Annotated in this window: 20 protein-coding genes and 1 pseudogene; 15 read left to right on the top strand and 6 right to left on the bottom strand. The window is 37.8% G+C overall.

The genetic code is table 11. The annotated features are described in order from the left end of the window. Positions 1 to 153 precede the first annotated feature (153 nt). A pseudogene (locus BMG01_RS08825) lies at positions 154 to 1,098 on the top strand (tyrosine-type recombinase/integrase); the annotation flags it as partial. Between the two features lie 248 nt (positions 1,099 to 1,346). On the opposite strand, the gene BMG01_RS11215 reads toward BMG01_RS08825, so the two are convergent. After that, a complete protein-coding gene (locus tag BMG01_RS11215; RefSeq protein ID WP_004910635.1) occupies positions 1,347 to 1,520 on the bottom strand; it encodes a hypothetical protein in 174 nt (57 codons plus the stop codon). Between the two features lie 242 nt (positions 1,521 to 1,762). Continuing rightward, positions 1,763 to 2,035: a hypothetical protein gene (locus tag BMG01_RS08820; protein ID WP_004910633.1), complete on the bottom strand. Its 273-nt coding sequence runs from the start codon at positions 2,033 to 2,035 to the stop codon at positions 1,763 to 1,765. 455 nt (positions 2,036 to 2,490) lie between these two features. Here BMG01_RS08820 and BMG01_RS11350 point away from each other — a divergent pair, with 455 nt between their 5' ends. The 3 genes from BMG01_RS11350 to BMG01_RS11480 all read left to right on the top strand — a co-directional run bounded on the left by BMG01_RS11350 (position 2,491) and on the right by BMG01_RS11480 (position 3,752). Beyond that, positions 2,491 to 2,649, top strand: coding sequence for a hypothetical protein (locus BMG01_RS11350; protein WP_004910632.1), 159 nt, complete (start codon positions 2,491 to 2,493; stop codon positions 2,647 to 2,649). A gap of 488 nt (positions 2,650 to 3,137) precedes the next feature. After that, on the top strand, positions 3,138 to 3,452 hold the full coding sequence (locus tag BMG01_RS11485; RefSeq protein WP_004910630.1) for a hypothetical protein: 315 nt from the start codon (positions 3,138 to 3,140) through the stop codon (positions 3,450 to 3,452). A 153-nt stretch (positions 3,453 to 3,605) separates the two neighbouring features. Beyond that, positions 3,606 to 3,752, top strand: a complete 147-nt coding sequence (locus BMG01_RS11480; RefSeq protein WP_004910629.1) for a hypothetical protein — start codon at positions 3,606 to 3,608, stop codon at positions 3,750 to 3,752. Positions 3,753 to 3,862: 110 nt separating this feature from the next. On the opposite strand, the gene BMG01_RS08810 is transcribed toward BMG01_RS11480, so the two are convergent. Together BMG01_RS08810 and BMG01_RS08805 are read right to left on the bottom strand one after the other, a co-directional pair. Next, positions 3,863 to 4,123: a SemiSWEET family transporter gene (locus BMG01_RS08810; protein ID WP_004910627.1), complete on the bottom strand. Its 261-nt coding sequence runs from the start codon at positions 4,121 to 4,123 to the stop codon at positions 3,863 to 3,865. A gap of 87 nt (positions 4,124 to 4,210) precedes the next feature. Continuing rightward, complete coding sequence (locus tag BMG01_RS08805; RefSeq protein ID WP_004910624.1) at positions 4,211 to 4,507, bottom strand: hypothetical protein; 297 nt, start codon at positions 4,505 to 4,507, stop codon at positions 4,211 to 4,213. A gap of 308 nt (positions 4,508 to 4,815) precedes the next feature. On the opposite strand from BMG01_RS08805, the gene zapA reads away from it, so the two are divergent. The 4 genes from zapA (at position 4,816) to BMG01_RS08785 (ending at position 9,597) form a co-directional block, all read left to right on the top strand. Continuing rightward, on the top strand, positions 4,816 to 5,211 hold the full coding sequence (gene zapA / locus BMG01_RS08800) for a cell division protein ZapA (RefSeq protein ID WP_004910622.1): 396 nt from the start codon (positions 4,816 to 4,818) through the stop codon (positions 5,209 to 5,211). Continuing rightward, positions 5,208 to 5,729, top strand: a complete 522-nt coding sequence (locus BMG01_RS08795; RefSeq protein WP_036066294.1) for a CvpA family protein — start codon at positions 5,208 to 5,210, stop codon at positions 5,727 to 5,729. The genes zapA and BMG01_RS08795 overlap by 4 nt, the downstream gene beginning before the upstream one ends. Before the next feature lie 17 nt (positions 5,730 to 5,746). Continuing rightward, positions 5,747 to 8,146, top strand: a complete 2,400-nt coding sequence (locus tag BMG01_RS08790) for an endonuclease MutS2 (protein WP_004910620.1) — start codon at positions 5,747 to 5,749, stop codon at positions 8,144 to 8,146. Positions 8,147 to 8,292: 146 nt separating this feature from the next. Further along, positions 8,293 to 9,597 carry an NCS2 family permease gene (locus tag BMG01_RS08785; protein ID WP_004910618.1) on the top strand — a complete coding sequence of 435 codons (1,305 nt, stop codon included), beginning with the start codon at positions 8,293 to 8,295 and terminating at the stop codon, positions 9,595 to 9,597. A gap of 35 nt (positions 9,598 to 9,632) precedes the next feature. Here the strand turns inward: BMG01_RS08785 and BMG01_RS08780 are convergent, their stop codons facing one another. Next, complete coding sequence (locus tag BMG01_RS08780; protein WP_004910616.1) at positions 9,633 to 11,081, bottom strand: peptide MFS transporter; 1,449 nt, start codon at positions 11,079 to 11,081, stop codon at positions 9,633 to 9,635. Positions 11,082 to 11,298: 217 nt separating this feature from the next. Between BMG01_RS08780 and BMG01_RS08775 the strand changes: the two genes are divergently transcribed. Together BMG01_RS08775 and BMG01_RS08770 are read left to right on the top strand one after the other, a co-directional pair. Then, a complete protein-coding gene (locus BMG01_RS08775; RefSeq protein ID WP_004910615.1) occupies positions 11,299 to 11,649 on the top strand; it encodes a hypothetical protein in 351 nt (116 codons plus the stop codon). A 47-nt stretch (positions 11,650 to 11,696) separates the two neighbouring features. Continuing rightward, the gene (locus tag BMG01_RS08770) at positions 11,697 to 12,773 is read left to right on the top strand and encodes a hypothetical protein (protein ID WP_036066299.1); all 1,077 of its coding nucleotides are present in this window, start codon (positions 11,697 to 11,699) and stop codon (positions 12,771 to 12,773) included. A 77-nt stretch (positions 12,774 to 12,850) separates the two neighbouring features. On the opposite strand, the gene BMG01_RS08765 is transcribed toward BMG01_RS08770, so the two are convergent. Next, entirely contained in the window at positions 12,851 to 13,192 is a 342-nt protein-coding gene (locus tag BMG01_RS08765) for a hypothetical protein (RefSeq protein WP_004910613.1), read from the bottom strand. Positions 13,193 to 13,450: 258 nt separating this feature from the next. On the opposite strand from BMG01_RS08765, the gene gmk reads away from it, so the two are divergent. From gmk to BMG01_RS08740, 5 genes are all read left to right on the top strand, one after another. Continuing rightward, the gene (gene gmk / locus BMG01_RS08760) at positions 13,451 to 14,044 is read left to right on the top strand and encodes a guanylate kinase (RefSeq protein WP_036068250.1); all 594 of its coding nucleotides are present in this window, start codon (positions 13,451 to 13,453) and stop codon (positions 14,042 to 14,044) included. Positions 14,045 to 14,060: 16 nt separating this feature from the next. Next, a complete protein-coding gene (rpoZ, locus tag BMG01_RS08755) occupies positions 14,061 to 14,273 on the top strand; it encodes a DNA-directed RNA polymerase subunit omega (protein ID WP_004910609.1) in 213 nt (70 codons plus the stop codon). Between the two features lie 24 nt (positions 14,274 to 14,297). Beyond that, positions 14,298 to 14,885 carry a peptidylprolyl isomerase gene (locus tag BMG01_RS08750; protein ID WP_004910607.1) on the top strand — a complete coding sequence of 196 codons (588 nt, stop codon included), beginning with the start codon at positions 14,298 to 14,300 and terminating at the stop codon, positions 14,883 to 14,885. Positions 14,886 to 14,963: 78 nt separating this feature from the next. Continuing rightward, positions 14,964 to 15,347, top strand: coding sequence for a CvfD/Ygs/GSP13 family RNA-binding post-transcriptional regulator (locus BMG01_RS08745; RefSeq protein WP_004910606.1), 384 nt, complete (start codon positions 14,964 to 14,966; stop codon positions 15,345 to 15,347). A gap of 10 nt (positions 15,348 to 15,357) precedes the next feature. Continuing rightward, the gene (locus tag BMG01_RS08740) at positions 15,358 to 15,729 is read left to right on the top strand and encodes a hypothetical protein (protein ID WP_004910603.1); all 372 of its coding nucleotides are present in this window, start codon (positions 15,358 to 15,360) and stop codon (positions 15,727 to 15,729) included. The last annotated feature ends 121 nt before the right edge of the window (positions 15,730 to 15,850 follow it).

Below are 15,850 nucleotides of genomic sequence, written 5' to 3'. Positions count from 1 at the left end.
GATACAGCGTCAAAGCGCTAGAATTGTACATTTATAAGCCTAACATTTTGCAAAACCAATGTGAAGACATCGGTTTATTTTAGTAGTGCTTGATGACCAATTGCAGCATCATAAAAAGAAGCTAAATTCCTTGAAACACTTGACTTCTGGTAGAAAAAAACAACCCCAAACAATATGAATGTTAAAGAGTTGTATGATATTTGGTTAGAAACATATCAGCATTCTGTGGAAGAAAGTACATTGGGTAAAACAATGACAATCTTCAGGCTTCACGTACTACCCACATGGCGTGATACATTATTGACTGATATAAAACCACTTGACTTACAACGCTATATTAACACATTACAGCGAGATATGCAGATGTACAAAAAAGTCACTGGATATTTTAGACGTTTGCGAGATGTGGCAGTTAAAATGGATGTCATTGCAGTCAATCCATTTACTAAGATTGATTTACCCAGAGAGCGCAAGGTGATTAACAAACCCAAGCAATTTATGGATGTTGATGAGTTTAAGGCATTTGTAGAAGTTCTAGACAGTCAGTACAGTAAAATAAACCAACAGGCATACACCCTGTTAAGATTGGGAGCATTCACGGGGATGAGAACAGAAGAGTTGTTAGCCTTGCAGTGGCGACATATTGATTTTGATAATGGCTATGTATCTATCACACAAGCATTGGGACGTGGCTTAGGTGGTAGCACGTATATTAAAGAACCAAAAAGCCGAACGAGTAAGAGAACACTCAAAATTGATAATAAAATGTTATCTGTTATGTCAAGTTGGTATGATACGACCAAATACAACGGGGATGATAATTTTGTATTTACTCATGGCGGTAATACTTTACAGCCGTTGAGACCTAATAAATGGTTGCATGATGTTAGTGATAGGTACGGTGTAGCGGTTGGTTTATCCATGCACAAGTTACGACATACGTGGGCAACATTAGCATTGGATCAGGGAGCAACCGTTAAACAGGTACAGACCTATTTAGGTCATGCAGACGCTTCAATTACTTTGAATGTTTATAGTGATATAACCAAAAGGGCGAGTGATGAAGCGGGGAACATATTAGCAAAAATAAGTATATAAGTGGTAAACAAAGTGGTAAAAACCGCCATGAATACTGATGTTAAAGGGTTAGAAAAAGTCCCTCTAGCGCTACTAGTATATTTCAAGGCGTTGCATAAGGTATCAAAACCTGATGCAACGCCTTTTATTGTCAACAAATACAGGATATCGTATTCTTTTCTATAATGAGAGGGACAGATATGCAATAGAAGAGCTGAATGAGTTCACGTGAACAGAGTATATTATCGTATTTAGTGGCGTTTTAATTGCTAAGCGACTTGATGTGGCCAGAATAAGTATAAGGCATATCCAACCAAAGCGATGCCCACCAGAACGAGCAGTGACTTAGTGTAGCGGTTTGCTATTTTTTGACTAACCAAGACCAAAAATATTCCGAGGACTAAACTAACTATCATAATAAAAAATAAAATACGATTGTTCATGCTGTTCTCCTTGTATCCAAAATGTGAGTGTATAGACTAGGCTGAAATATAGCAAACCTTGAATTGTAATTTTGTTTCATAGTTTATCAACAAAGCTACTTTCTGCCAGCAATGAAATGTTAAGCATATTGAGAGTCGGTTGTTGCTATAAGCGCTGGGACGTGTTGATAGAGAGGGTATATGTTAAAGGAGGTGCTTGGCAAATAGTAAGACTGTGATTGTTTTTTATGCCAGTAGCAGTATTAATTATCTTCAAAATCAGCACGACGTTTGATAATGATTTTTTTATCTAAGGTAATGGATATTCCTTCCTCAAAGTAGCCACTAGCTTCTACGGTAGCCTCATTTTCGCTAACTTTGAGTATTATCACTGGACCACCCTTAAAGTTATCAGAAGTATCGCCAATAGCTATGTTACCTTGATCATTATCCATAACAATAGTGTTTACAGGTAATACTAGTTGCCAGCCATAAGCTACTGTTTGAGTCTTAATTGCTTCATTTTCTGTTGTCATTGTTAATTCTCCTAGTAGTGTTTTCGCTATATGCTTGTTACCAAGTCAATGTATTCAACTATAATGTTTGCCAGAAAATATAGTCCTTTTAATTGTTAAAGCTTCACAAACTCACAAAAAATAAAATGTTTTTTGCGTACATTAATCATACCAGACAGTACAAGAAAACTAAAAGTGTGTCAGTGCGAAAATTATTACTAAATTAACAAAACTAGCGGTGAAATAGTTAGTGGTATCTGCGATTATAATTGTGGATTTAGCGTTTTAGAATTGGAGCACTGAACTAAAAAATTATCAATAGGATGTGTCGGTTGCCTTAAATGGGTCATGTGATAAAAACAAGTGAGTGTATAACGATGCAGAAAATGACGAGATAAATATTTTTGTATTATATTTTTTTAGAAATAAATAAGTGTATAATGGCAATTAAATGAGTTTTGAAATGGAGAGACGCTATGAATTTAAAGACAGCGAACAATCTCGTTTTAATTACTATTGTTGGCAGCATTTTACTCAGCATGGTCATTGAAGCGCTATGGTTTAAAATATTTGCTAGTATCATGATTACAATCGCAATGATTAACTATTATATTGTCATGAAAAAAGAAAAGTAATGACAACATTTAATTTTTTTGTGATAATACAGTAATATATAATTAGTTTAAAATGATAAAAATGGGTGTAAAATAATTAGCAAGAGGGGTAATATTTTTAAGGAGATATTGCCATGTATTTAAGTTCTGAAGATTTCATTAATATTTGGTTCTATTTGGTGTCATGTTCAGCGTTAGGATTGATGATGGTGACGGCGATGATTTATTATCATTTTAAAAAGTGATTACCAGTTATCAAGGGATTAGTAGCTAATCATGTTAAAAGACATTAGTTTTCGCTGATGTCTTTTTTTCATTTCAGTATCAATTTTGAACATAATTATAACAAAAATGGTTAAACATTGATAAACGAATAGCAATAGCTTTATGGCAAGGTTTCTAATAGAAAATAAAAAATAAGTAATGTATATATTTTGATTGACAAATGTATATATACAAAGTATGATATTAAACATGTGCAAATTATGAACAATTTTCTAGGAGAAATGATGAAATACAAAAAAACTATTGCTACGTTAGCTATTGCCGCAGCTTTTGGCACAGGAATCGTCTTAGCCGACAATAACTCATGGCAAGAGTCACCTAACTTAAGCCATACACGTTCGATTATTGACCAGTTGGGTGCTAAATTGACAGCACAGTCAAATCAAATTACATCATTGAGCACGCAAACTACTACGGCGCAGAATCAATTGACAGATGCGCAAAACAATGTAGCAAACATGCAATCTCAATTAACTAGTCTTCAAAATCAATTGGCACAAGCCAAAGATCAATTGACACAGGCTAACAACCAAAAGTAACAAGAGTTACAACAAAAGCAACAAGAAATTCAACAAAAAATTGACGAAATCAATCAAAAAATCGCTGAAGGCAATCAAAAAGTTGCCGATAAACAAAAGGAACTTGATAACGTTCAAACCCAGCTCTCAGATGCTAATAACAAAGCCTCACAATTGCAAAATCAATTAAACGATGCGCAACAAAAACTAAGTGAAGCCAACAATAAGAATTCTGATTTACAAAAACAATTAGACAATGCTTTGCAAGATGCAAAAGACACAGAGGCATATGCGCAATCTGTTTTAAACGCACACCAATAATATAAAATATTTGCACATCGCGCGATCGAGCCACTCATCAGGGCTCGTTTTTTTGTGAGGATAGAAAAAAAGACATGAGTTACATGTCAACTAAAAAGTGATGATTAATTTTATAATGCGGTCCAGAAAGTGACAATGCCAAAGATAATACCGGGGAAATTGGCTGCTGCTAATGGCAGGTCACGGTCTTCTTTGATCAGGCCATAGGTAACCCACAAGGCACAGTTAACAGCGGCAACTAGGGGTTGCACGGGATTACCTTTAGAACCAGAGAGATTATTCAAAATTTGAGGGATATAAGAAACATACATCATAATTGACATGATGGTAGCTGTCCAACTCAAATATTTGATAAATTTATCGTTTTTCATTGATTACCTCTTACTACAAAATTATAGGACAAACCATTTTTCAAAATCAAATCAATAATTTCAATCTTTAGGCTTTATGAGGTAAAACTAGTCATAAGTTGGCAGATGACCCAAATAATCAGCTTTAATACCATCAGGCGTAATTTTAATGTAACCATTTTCATCAATTTGCACTAGATCGCCGACATGCCATTGACCGTCGTTTTTCGTTAATACCCTAAAACCAAATCCGCTTTGGATTTTGGTTGCAATCGTTTCTCGGTCGAGCGAGATAACTTTAGTTGCATCAAATTGATGATCATTTGTGACCCGATAGACGTGTGCTGCCTTGATTAAGGCATGATTTCGTGAATAATTTATTTCGAAAATATAATATGCGGCCATTATAATGCCTCCTAAATGTATAATGATTTTGGTAATGTAAACGTTTACGCGATACGTTAATCATAACGCAAAAAACGAAAAGTTAAAAGATATCGAATTCGTTAGGGCAGATATATTTTTTTCAAATAAATGTTTGTTATGCCTCCGATCGAAATATGATGATACCTCAGTAAAATAGACACTCAAACTACCCTAAAATCTGGCAACATTATATTGATCAAGTTTGATTGTGTCAATTCAAATAGTCCAATCAAAAAGGATTACTTTGATTTTTAGCGCGTTGATAGGATTTATTGTATAATTGAAGCATGACAAAACAAGCAAAAAGACAATATAAAGCCGTCATTGCCGGCAAGAAATACGTTATTTCCGGTCATGCGAGCATTCCTCATTTTAAAGCAACCGAAGAATTGATCAATAAGCAATTTGCCCAAATATCCCTTGTGGCGCCAAAACTTGCACCTTTAGATCAAGCCACATTGGTGACGTTCAATGCGATTTCTGATCAACTGTACAAGCAAGCAGAAATAGATGATTTGCAGCAACAAGTTGCGCGATTGCAGGCCGAACTTGACAAGAAGCGTAACGAAATACCTACGCAACCTAAGACTAAAACAAGTGCCGTGTCAAGTATTATTGACACGGCAAAGCAGGAAAGTCGCTCGCGTACTTCGAATCAAATCTTTAAGCGTACTGAACAATGATCATACTAGGATTATCGTTTTTATTCGTGTTGTTGTGGATTTTTTCTGGGTATCGTCAAGGGGTCATACGTGCAGTGTTGCGCGTTATTTTGTGGGTAGTGGTATGGTATATTGCCATCAAATTATCTCAGCCAATTGGCCAATATTTGACCCATCTTGTTTCTGGGCAATTTGTTCGTACAACAATTCCCGAATCAGTCGTTGGGGATGGATCACAGTTTTTAGCTTCTGGTCTTATTTTTGGTTTGATTATCATTATTGGTGGTCTACTCAGTCATGCGATTTTGAGAACGTTTAAAATTGTACGACGTTTACCGATTCTTGGTTGGTTAGATGGTATTTTAGGTGCACTATTTTGTGGGCTCATTGGTGCAAGTATTGCCTTCTTTGTGCTCGAACTATTATCAGTTGTTCCCAATACATGGGTGCAAGATCAATTTTTAAACACACCAATGCTTAATACCATACTGGATAAAACGCCATTTTTGGCTGACCAAATTTACCATTGGTGGTTATAATTTTTTAGGAAAAATAGATGAACAGTAAAGTTTTAGAAACACTTGAATACGACAAAATTAAATCCCAATTAGCGGCATTTTTAGTGACATCATCAGGACAACAGGAAGGTCGCGAATTACTGCCAAGTATTGATGAGCAAGAAATCAATTATTGGTTGCAAGAGACAGCTGATGCTGTTTTAATTGATCGCCTCAAGGGTGGCATTCCACTCAGTAAATTAGCTGATATCAGCGCTCATTTGAAGCGTTTGACTATGCAAGCGTCACTAAGTGCAACTGAAATTTCTCAGGTAGGTCAAGTGCTACGTAATACAGGCACAATCGCTAATTTTTTTGTACAAATGCAAGACGAAACGATTGGTGAATCATTGCATGTGCTACCAGAACAGGCGGCAAACTTAGCAACGTTACCTGATGTAACACGACTGATTCAAATTGCTATTGACGAAACCGGTCGCATTAATGATGAGGCTTCTTTTGAACTAAAATCTCTGCGCGGGAAAATTGTGGGTAATGAGAATGCGGTTAAAAATCAAATGCAGGCGTTTACGCGTGGTAAATCTGCTCAGTATTTGAGCGATCCTATTGTCACGATTCGTGCGGATCGCTATGTCATACCGGTCAAAGCGGAGTATCGTCATCAATTTGGTGGCGTTGTCCATGACCAAAGTCAATCTGGTTTGACACTGTACATTGAGCCACAGTCGGTTGTTGATTTAAATAATAAAATTAGTGAATTGCGCGTTAAAGCACACGCGGAAGAACAGCGGGTGTTACAGGAATTATCAGCTGAGCTAATGCCATACGTGACTGAAATTCAACGTAACGTGTCGATTCTCGGTCACTTTGATTTTGTAAACGCTAAAGCCCGATTGGCTGCAAAATTAAATGCTATGCAACCACTCGTTAATCCAGCCAATCATATTTCATTAGCACAGGCTTGGCACCCATTACTTGATCAAAAAGTTGCTGTGGCAAATGATATTGCGATTGGTGAGCATTATAAAACCATTATTATCACGGGACCTAACACTGGTGGTAAAACAATCACCATTAAAACATTAGGACTGTTACAATTGATGGCACAATCAGGATTGTTTATTACGACAAAGCGACCATCAACTGTCGGTATTTTTAAAGAAGTTTTTGCAGATATTGGCGACGAACAATCTATCGAACAAAATCTATCAACATTTAGTTCTCACATGGCAAACATTGTGTCAATGCTAGATAAAATTGATGATAAAAGTTTAGTGATTTTTGATGAACTCGGTGCCGGTACCGATCCGGCTGAGGGGGCTGCGTTAGCAATCGCTATTTTGGATAAAGTTGCGAGCCTAGGTGCTTATACGATTGCCACGACGCATTATCCTGAATTAAAGTTATATGGTTATAATCGACCTGAGACACAAAATGCATCGATGGTGTTTGATGTTGAAACGCTACAACCAACTTATCAATTTTTGATGGGTGTCCCTGGGCAATCTAACGCTTTAGCGATTGCTAAGCGTTTAGGATTTGGTGAGGATGTGATTGGTGCAGCGACATCTTTGACCAATGACTCAGATCAAGATCTGAACAATATGATTGCTGATTTGGTGGCGCAACGTGACGAGGTAAAAAAGAAAAATGTATCATTGACTAATCAGTTAAAAGATACAAAATCCCAAGCCGAAGCGTTACGTGACAAAGAAATGCAACTTGAAAAAGATCAAGCACGTATATTGTTAGATGCCAAAAATGAAGCTAATCACATTGTTGCAGCTACCAAAAAGAAAGCAGAGCAATTAATTAGTGAGATTCGTCGAGAACGTTTAAATGGTGGTGCAAAAGCCACATCTACTGAGCAAGAGTTGCAACAAAAGAAAGGGCAACTTGATAATTTACGTCAAAATGTGAGCTTGGAAAAGAATAAAGTACTTCAAAAAGCCAAAAAGGCCAAACAGTTATCACCTGGAGATGACATTACCGTACAATCCTACGGGCAACAAGGAACGCTTGTCAAAAAACACAGTAATGGCCAATGGGAAGTAGAAATGGGCATTTTAAAGATGTTAGTTGATGAAGACGACATTGTAAAAACTGAGGCGACAATCAAGGCTCAAAAGGAAAAGTCGAAGCAGAGACAACAAAAAATGACGCGCACAAAAGCGACAGGATCGGCACGCGCTACGGTCAAATCAACGCTTGATTTACGAGGTATACGTTACGAAGCTGCCCTTAGCGAGCTAGACAAATACCTTGATACAGCGGTATTGGCTAATATAAGTCCGGTTGAAATTATTCACGGAAAAGGAACAGGTGCACTACGACAAGGTGTAACAGAATTTTTACGATCAGACCGGCGTGTTGCGTCTTATCACTTTGCTAACGCGAATGCAGGCGGTGATGGCGCGACAATTGTGACACTTAAGTAAGCAAAGTGCTTACTTTTTTTATGGCCAAATTTTGTCCGTGCTTTTGTATTTGATTCAAAAAAGTGCGACAATTAGTTTTGTGTCATTTTGAGATGTAACCGTATTTTAGTGGTTCATATTTAAAAAAGTGAGGAGAAAAAATAGGCATGATTGAGAAGTATTTTAACTTAAGCGCTAATCACACAACGATTAGAACTGAGTTTGTGGCGGGATTAACCACATTTGTGTCCATGGCGTATATTTTGTTTGTTAACCCCAGCGTTTTAGGTGCTGCAGGCATGGATAAGGGGGCTGTGTTTACCGCCACAGGGTTAATTGCTGCGATTGCCACAATATTTATGGGTATCGTTGCAAAGTATCCATTTGCCATCGCACCGGGCTTGGGAATCAATGCTTTTTTTGCTTATTCTGTTGTTTTAGGGATGGGCGTTAAGTGGCAAACGGCCTTGGCAGCTGTGTTTGTTTCTGGAGTCATATTCTGGCTGTTAACTATTTTTAAAATTCGTGAGGTCATTATTAATGCGATTCCTGCTGATCTAAAATCAGCAATTGCAGGTGGTATTGGTCTTTTCATCGCCTTTTTGGGGTTGTCTGATGGCGGTATTGTTGCTGCCAATAAAGACACAATCATTGGTTTTGGCGATTGGAGTAAGCCTGCGACATTACTGACAATATTTGGTATTTTGGTAACGTTTGCTTTATTTGCGCGCCATGTTCCCGGCGCAATTTTCATTGGATTAGTGATTACTGCTGTTGCTGGTTTAATAATCGGACAGGTTCACGCGCCCACTGAAATTATTAGTACAGTGCCTAGCTTAAAGCCGACATTTGGACAAGCAATTTTTGGATTGAAAGACCTTGGCTCATTACAAATGTTAGTTGCTGTTGTGACTTTCTTATTAGTGGCTTTCTTTGATACCGCTGGTTCATTAATTGGTGCTGCTCGTGCAGGTGGTTTTTTGGTTAATAATGAATTACCCAATGCAGGGAAAGCGCTAATGGCTGACTCAATTGGTATGCTTGGTGGTTCGTTGCTTGGTACTTCGCCTACAACAGCCTATATTGAATCATCAACAGGAATAGCTGTTGGTGGTCGAACAGGATTGACTAGTGTTTTCACAGGGATTTTCTTTATACTGGCATTAGCATTTTCACCATTACTAACTGTGGTGACATCACAAGTCACAGCACCTGCACTGATTGTTGTAGGCGTGTTGATGGCTGGTAGTTTGGGCAGCATTGATTGGGAAGATTTTCCAATGGCTGCGGCAGCTTTTCTCACAGTGCTGGGAATGCCGTTATCGTATAGTATTTCAGATGGCATTGCTTTAGGCTTCATTGTTTATCCATTTTTAATGTTAGTGACTGGCCGTGGTAAAGAAGTTCATCCAATTATGTATGGTTTAGGCATAGTCTTTGTAGCGTTTATGGTTATTCTACAAATTGGCTAAACTAAAAAAGATTGTCCGCCAAAGGACAATCTTTTTTAGTTAATGCCTTGCATTAAGCGATGTATATAATGTGATAAGAAGACGAGAACAATACCCAATACAATGGTTCCTGAACCAAACCAGAAAAAATAACCAACTTCATTTTTAGCACTATACAATGTAACGAGTTGTGCGTTAAGCGCAGAACCTACTGCACTGGATAAAAACCACATCGACATCATTTGTGAATTAAAGGCTTTTGGTGCCAGCTTTGTCGTGACCGATAGGCCAACTGGAGAAATCAACATTTCACCAACAATGACTAGTGCCCATGAACCGACTAACCAAAAAGGTGAAACTTTAACATCTGTCCCAAATAGGGAACCGGGAACGGCCATGAGCAGAAAGCTTGATCCAGCAAACATTAAGCCAATCGCAAATTTCATTGGTGATGTTGGCTGCTTTTGCCACTTTGACCACAAAACGGCAAAAAATGGTGTGTAAAGCATGATGAAAAATGGATTCAAAGATTGGAACCAAGAAGCTGGAAAGAAAGACAAATCAACGCGTTCTGCAGCGAAAGTGGCTAACACAATGGCACCTTGCTCTTCGATTGCCCAAAATAAAACAGCGGCTAAAAATAATGGAATATAAGCAATTACTCTGGAACGCTCTGATTTGGTTATTTTCTTGGAAGAAATCATGGTGATAAAATAAGTGACTGGAATTAAAATGGCAACAAGGGTTAGCAAATTAATGAAATCAGGTAAACTGTTCCAACCAACTAATATCATACCAACAATGATCAAAATTAATGCCGTAACGCCCATGATTATCTTTGTTAATAGGGGTTTAATTTCATTTTCAGATAGTGGGTCACTCGGCTGCATTGTTGTGGCCGACAAGTTTTTATTTGCACCGAAATGATACTGTATTAAACCAATGAACATGCCGATAGCGGCCAAAGAAAAGCCAACGTGGTATCCGGCCATTTCTTGTGCTTTTCCAACTAATAATGGTGCAACGAAGCCACCCAAATTAATACCAAAAACGAAAATAGAGAAGCCAGCGTCACGGCGTTTGTCATCATCACTATATAATGAGCCAACTAACGTTGAGACATTGGGTTTCAAAAAGCCAGTACCCAGTACGATAAGAATGACTGACAAAAATAATGCTTTGGCGCCAAATGGCGTTGATAAAGCAATGTGCCCAGCCATTATCAATACGCCACCCCAGAAAACTGTTCGACGTGGCCCGAGTATGCGATCGGCGACAAAACCACCAATTGCACCAGTGAGGTAAACCATTGAAGCATAAATGGCCATAATGGAAGCAGCCGTAGCACGACTAACGTTGAGTTGACCGTCAGCGATTAATGACCACATATAGTAGAGTAGAATGGCGCGCATGCCATAATAGGAAAATCGCTCCCACATCTCTGTCATAAACAGTGTGAGTAATCCACGTGGCTGTCCTAGAAACTGTTTTTCTTTGACTTTCAAAAGTCTCTCCTTTTACCTTGTAAAAATAACTAATGTTAATAAATAGGCATTTACAAGATTTTTATTAAAAGTAACGATACCAGTCTACGCCTATTCTGTGAAATATTCAATCCTTAATATTTTCACTGATTTTAAAAAATTGAATTAAAACGGGACACCATTAGTGAGGTTGGTTTTTTTATAGTATAATCAAATCAGAATAAATTAAGGACATTTTATGGCAAACGAAAAATTTGATGCTTCGGCATTTTTATCATCACTCTTTCACTACGCACGAGATTTTAACTACAATCATATTATTTTTGATGCAAATCGTTACAAAATCTTGGTTAATTTAGTACGGAAATCATCAACTTATGGCAATGCTGAGATGTTTTATGTTTCAGCAGATCCTAAAGCTTTTGCACCTGTCATTTCACGTATTAATAGTGCGATTGAAATTGCTGAGTTAGAGGGATCACAACAAGCAACCATTAAAACACCGCTATTGGCCCGCGAAGATCAGGTGTTTCAATTCAGACTAAAAGAATTTGGAAACGGTAAATATAACTTAGATCTCAGTATATAAGGAGGAAGCTGTCAAATGGTCAGATGACCATTGAGACACAAAATGTTATGAAACAAGGCAAATCAGCACAAATTAAAAAGATGCGTCACGTACAATCTAAACAAAAGTTAACCTCAAGGAAAACAATACCAGCCTTCAACTATGATGAGTTTGCAGGCTTTTTGAGGGCACGATATTTTTTGACGCATCGCAATAAATATGCACCGGAAATCTTTGAAGTAGCCTCATTCTTTCTTGATGATGTTATTGCTACTATGGTCCAACAACATTTTACGCAATTTACCAGTAATGAACGGGCAACGATTAATTTAAATGAAACGATGCAGGCTGCCTTAGTTAATAGTGACGACCGTGATTGGCGTTATTTTGTTTTACTAGTACCGGTGCTATTTGATATGCAACAATTTTTGGTCAAAGAAAGCCAAGTCAACGATCGTTTTGTTGCGCAGACGACCAATTTTGATGTTAATTTTTGGCGTATGATTATGCGTACAGTGATGGCAATCAACTTTTTCAAGTGGCAAGGTAAAGATGTTTCAGAAATGATGAAAACATCAAATGCTATTGATACCTTACAATTTAAGTTTTTAAGCGAAAATGATGCCGATGATGATTTTAATATGGCAGTTATTGCCGAAACATTTCGTGGTTTAGAACCAAAAATGAAGCCACTCAAAGTTTCAGAAGCATTCTTAAAGTCCAATGAAACTTTAACAGCTGAAGAACTTCAAGCTGAAGAAGCATACGCAGAAAAACGTCTCGCACAATTTAAAGGAAACTCAGTTAAAGGTGTTGTGAGTGAGAATGTCATCAACTTATTGCACGCATTTCATGTCGGTATTGCTAAAGAGTATAATCTAACGCACGAACAATGGGATGCTAATGTGTTGAACGATTTTGTGCAACAACATTTGATGGCGTATTGGACGCCACAATGGTCGGACATAGATGGTATTGGTGGTGAGGTCAAATCTTACTTGAAGTTCTTAAGTCAAAAAAAAGCCATCACAGGTTTGGGCAAAATTGTGAGTGGCATTATAGATCTTGATCATTATATTGATGTTGCTGCGATTAATAGCTTATTGCGTCAATTAAATGGTTCGGATTTGGAAAAGCTTGCCTAAAAAACACGTACGGATAGTAACAACCAAAGTTAGATGCCATTCTATCTCTTTGTGTTGGTACGACTGACGTGTTTTTTTTAGGCTTTGCAGTTGATGAGTAGCGTGATATGGCGAATTGTCCCTGGAATAATTATCATTGATTGATGCGTTTTTATGGCATGCAACCAAAGTTGACCGGCTTGTGTTTGGTACACATAACCTGTTAATTCGGTGATTTCTTCGCTCAAGAGGGATTGGTTAATCTGAATTGTAACAGGTTCCTCTTGGTTGATGGCGCATGTCAATCTTGTGATGATTTGATTAGCAGTGAGTTGGCGCTTCAAAGGAACATGCTTTTTCGGTGTAAAAAGCTGCTTTAATCCTTTTAACATACGACCTAACGGTGACCTAAATTGATGGCGTACAATATAATTTTGCATATTCATCTGCTCCACTCGTAATTGATTAATTCCATCATACGAACAAATGTTCAAAAAAGCAATATTTTTATGGACTCTTAATAATTTCTTGAATAATTTATTAGGCTTTGTCTGTTGATAAAATTGGAAAATTTGTTGATAACCACAAAATGTGTCCATGCGAACAAATATTCAATCATCCAGCTCGATACATATATTTATTGAATTATAGGTCGAAAATTGGTATAATCAGTCTATTAGTTTATAAAGAGGAAAATTATGACACAGCGTGGTTTATTGATTGTGCTTTCTGGCCCATCTGGGGTGGGTAAAGGAACTGTTCGCAAGGCGATTTTTGAAGAAGATGGAATTGATTTTCAATATTCCATTTCAGCAACAACGCGTTCGCCTCGTAAGGGTGAAGTAGATGGTGAGGATTATTTCTTCGTGACACGCGAACAATTTGAAGAAAGAATTAATAACGGCGACATGTTAGAATATGCCCAGTATGTTAATAATTACTACGGCACCCCTAAGAGCTTTATTGATCAAACACTTGCAAGTGGTAGAGATGTTTTCCTTGAAATTGATGTTCAAGGGGCACTTCAAGTAAAATCTAAAATGCCTGAGGGTACTTATATTTTCTTAACGCCACCAGATTTAACAAATCTGCGTTCGCGATTGGTTGGTCGTGGCACTGATTCTAGTGAAGTGATTGAAAAACGTGTGGCAGCAGCTCGTGAAGAACTTAAAATGATGATAAACTACGATTATGCAGTTGAAAATGATGTTGTATCTCGTGCAGTTGATCGTATTAAGGCCATAATTACGGCTGAACGTTTGCGTGTCACACGCGTATTTGAACAAATTTAATTTAAGGAGAATATAAATGTTATTATATCCATCAGTTGATAAGCTCTTAGAGAAAGTTGATTCGCGGTACAAGTTGATTGCGCTAGGAGCGAAGCGTGCGCGAGAATTAGATGCTGGTATGCCACCAACGCAAGAGACATTTAAATCCAACAAATCAGTTGGACAAGCACTTGAAGAAATTGAAAATGGGGATGTTGTTATTGATCCTGATTTTGAAGACGAAGTTTAATTTATTTAGGAGACAACATACAACATGGCAGAATTTCCACAATTAGAACCACAAAATTTTGCGGGCCCAGTGGCGACGTTTGACACTAACCACGGTGCTATTAAGATAAAGCTGTTTGCTGATTTGGCGCCAAAAACGGTTGAGAATTTTACAACCCATGCTAAAAATGGCTACTATAATGGTGGTATTTTTCATCGGGTTATCCGCGACTTCATGATTCAGGGTGGCGATCCTGACGGTACGGGAATGGGCGGCGAAAGCATTTGGGGCAACAGCTTCGAAGACGAATTCAGTGAACAATTGTTTAATGTTCGAGGCGCTTTATCAATGGCTAATGCTGGTCCAAACACAAATGGATCACAATTTTTCATTGTCCAAGCGTCTGAATTTCCCGCCCAAATGGCTTCTGCTCTGAAGAATGTTCCATCAGAAATGGCGGATTATTATCGACAAAACGGTGGTACGCCATGGTTAGACGGTAAACATACTGTTTTTGGTCAAGTTATTGAAGGCCTTGATGTAGTTGACGATATTGCCAAAACACAGGTTAATATGATGGATAAGCCCAAAGAAGATGTTGTTGTAAAGACAATTACAATTGCAGGTGAGTAACCTGCTTTTTTTGTGCACTTGAACGGACTACACGTGAAATTAATGGTCGTGATATAATAATTTGTAGAGGTTAATTACATGTCATATTTTGTTGGGCAAAAACTAAAAGGTAGAATAACGGGTATTCAGCCTTATGGTGCTTTTGTGGCACTTGATGAACATACACAAGGGTTAATTCACATTTCTGAATGTAAATCAGGGGTTGTGCGAGATTTGAAGCATGAACTCACTCTTGGTAAAGAGGTGGAAGTGGTGATTATGGATATTGAACAATACAATGGCAAAATTAGCTTGTCATTGCGTCAAGAAGATATGCATGTATATGCCCAAGCGCCACTAATAAAAAACACCAACCTTCGCAAACGTTTTTGGACGAACTATCATTTGGATTATGGTTTCTCACCAATCGCAAATAAAAAAGAAGAATGGATTAAAGAAGCGTTGACACGCATCGGAAAGTGAAAAATAAAAAATGTCACTAATCGCAGCGACCACAATCGCGGTCAAAGATAATTTACCCTACTTTTTGGTAGAAAAAACCAAAGATCAAACGTATCGTTTTTTTACAACGAAAATGCATCGGCATAATAATGATACGTCTTTGGGGGCAGTATTAAGAGGATTGAAGTCCCTAGGGCCTGTTGACTTTGATGACTGGCGTTTGGGAGAACTGACCAGTGTTTCAGGCGGTGATAGTTTAATGTCAATTTATTCGTTTGATGTTAAAGATATGCCGAAAATTGAAAAAGAATTGAATTATCTGCTAGTATTTGTACCGGCTAACAAAATTCATCCGCTGCTTGAAACCTTGCAAACAACGGCTTTTGTGAGCTTTGAAGAATAAAACAGAAAAAAGGTATTGACAAAGGGAAAAAAGAGCGTATAGTTTTAATAGTTGTCCAAGAGGCAACGAGCCGAGAGTTTGAGCGAGTCAACGAAGAAAGTAGTTGACAAGGCAAGAACAA

The organism is Leuconostoc sp. BM2 (assembly GCF_002095565.1).
Lineage (GTDB): Bacteria > Bacillota > Bacilli > Lactobacillales > Lactobacillaceae > Leuconostoc > Leuconostoc falkenbergense.
The sequence above is the reverse complement of the archived record's forward strand: the minus strand, read 5'-3'. Positions and strand labels throughout refer to the sequence as shown.

Excerpts from the sequence above, each read along its gene's own strand:
- BMG01_RS11215 (WP_004910635.1), bottom strand. The coding sequence starts at position 1,520 with ATGAACAATCGTATTTTATTTTTTATTATGATAGTTAGTTTAGTCCTC.
- BMG01_RS08820 (WP_004910633.1), bottom strand. The coding sequence starts at position 2,035 with ATGACAACAGAAAATGAAGCAATTAAGACTCAAACAGTAGCTTATGGC.
- BMG01_RS11350 (WP_004910632.1), top strand. The coding sequence starts at position 2,491 with ATGAATTTAAAGACAGCGAACAATCTCGTTTTAATTACTATTGTTGGC.
- BMG01_RS11485 (WP_004910630.1), top strand. The coding sequence starts at position 3,138 with ATGAAATACAAAAAAACTATTGCTACGTTAGCTATTGCCGCAGCTTTT.
- BMG01_RS08810 (WP_004910627.1), bottom strand. The coding sequence starts at position 4,123 with ATGAAAAACGATAAATTTATCAAATATTTGAGTTGGACAGCTACCATC.
- BMG01_RS08805 (WP_004910624.1), bottom strand. The coding sequence starts at position 4,507 with ATGGCCGCATATTATATTTTCGAAATAAATTATTCACGAAATCATGCC.
- zapA (WP_004910622.1), top strand. The coding sequence starts at position 4,816 with ATGACAAAACAAGCAAAAAGACAATATAAAGCCGTCATTGCCGGCAAG.
- BMG01_RS08795 (WP_036066294.1), top strand. The coding sequence starts at position 5,208 with ATGATCATACTAGGATTATCGTTTTTATTCGTGTTGTTGTGGATTTTT.
- BMG01_RS08790 (WP_004910620.1), top strand. The coding sequence starts at position 5,747 with ATGAACAGTAAAGTTTTAGAAACACTTGAATACGACAAAATTAAATCC.
- BMG01_RS08785 (WP_004910618.1), top strand. The coding sequence starts at position 8,293 with ATGATTGAGAAGTATTTTAACTTAAGCGCTAATCACACAACGATTAGA.
- BMG01_RS08775 (WP_004910615.1), top strand. The coding sequence starts at position 11,299 with ATGGCAAACGAAAAATTTGATGCTTCGGCATTTTTATCATCACTCTTT.
- BMG01_RS08770 (WP_036066299.1), top strand. The coding sequence starts at position 11,697 with ATGAAACAAGGCAAATCAGCACAAATTAAAAAGATGCGTCACGTACAA.
- BMG01_RS08765 (WP_004910613.1), bottom strand. The coding sequence starts at position 13,192 with ATGCAAAATTATATTGTACGCCATCAATTTAGGTCACCGTTAGGTCGT.
- gmk (WP_036068250.1), top strand. The coding sequence starts at position 13,451 with ATGACACAGCGTGGTTTATTGATTGTGCTTTCTGGCCCATCTGGGGTG.
- rpoZ (WP_004910609.1), top strand. The coding sequence starts at position 14,061 with ATGTTATTATATCCATCAGTTGATAAGCTCTTAGAGAAAGTTGATTCG.
- BMG01_RS08750 (WP_004910607.1), top strand. The coding sequence starts at position 14,298 with ATGGCAGAATTTCCACAATTAGAACCACAAAATTTTGCGGGCCCAGTG.
- BMG01_RS08745 (WP_004910606.1), top strand. The coding sequence starts at position 14,964 with ATGTCATATTTTGTTGGGCAAAAACTAAAAGGTAGAATAACGGGTATT.
- BMG01_RS08740 (WP_004910603.1), top strand. The coding sequence starts at position 15,358 with ATGTCACTAATCGCAGCGACCACAATCGCGGTCAAAGATAATTTACCC.